Here is a 447-nt window from a genome sequence, read left to right as displayed (position 1 = left end):
ATTTTATCATAATAAAAAAGTGTTGACTTATTATTATTAAATGATATAATTATTTTTGTTCTTAAAGAAAATAGTCTAGTGATGATGGCAAAGAGGTCACACCTGTTCCCATGCCGAACACAGAAGTTAAGCTCTTTAGCGTCGATGGTAGTTGGGGGTTTCCCCCTGCGAGAGTAGAACGTCGCTAGGCTGTAATTCTTTTTTTACTATTCCGCTGTAGCTCAGTTGGTAGCAGCATCTGACTGTTAATCAGAGGGTCACAGGTTCGAGTCCTGTCAGCGGAGCCATTATTATGATTTCTCGGAGAGTTGTCCGAGTGGCCGAAGGAGCACGATTGGAAATCGTGTAGGCGGGTACACCTGTCTCAAGGGTTCAAATCCCTTACTCTCCGCCATATTCTTCACGACACTCAGAACTTATTTATATATAGAAATTAAAAGATTTCTG

General features: G+C 40.9%; 2 tRNA genes and 1 rRNA gene. All 3 read left to right on the top strand.

The features are described 5' to 3' along the window. Window positions 1-74 precede the first annotated feature (74 nt). The 3 genes from rrf (at window position 75) to KTHG_RS00250 (ending at window position 394) form a co-directional block, all read left to right on the top strand. A 5S ribosomal RNA gene (gene rrf / locus KTHG_RS00260) occupies window positions 75-190 on the top strand. A 20-nt stretch (window positions 191-210) separates the two neighbouring features. Further along, window positions 211-287, top strand: a tRNA-Asn gene (locus tag KTHG_RS00255). 15 nt (window positions 288-302) lie between these two features. Beyond that, a tRNA-Ser gene (locus tag KTHG_RS00250) sits at window positions 303-394 on the top strand. Window positions 395-447: the final 53 nt, after the last annotated feature.

This window comes from Kurthia sp. Dielmo (genome assembly GCF_000307285.2).
GTDB classification, from domain to species: Bacteria; Bacillota; Bacilli; order Bacillales_A; family Planococcaceae; genus Kurthia; species Kurthia populi.
Note: the sequence above shows the minus strand (reverse complement) of the source record. Positions and strands in the feature narration are given on the sequence as shown.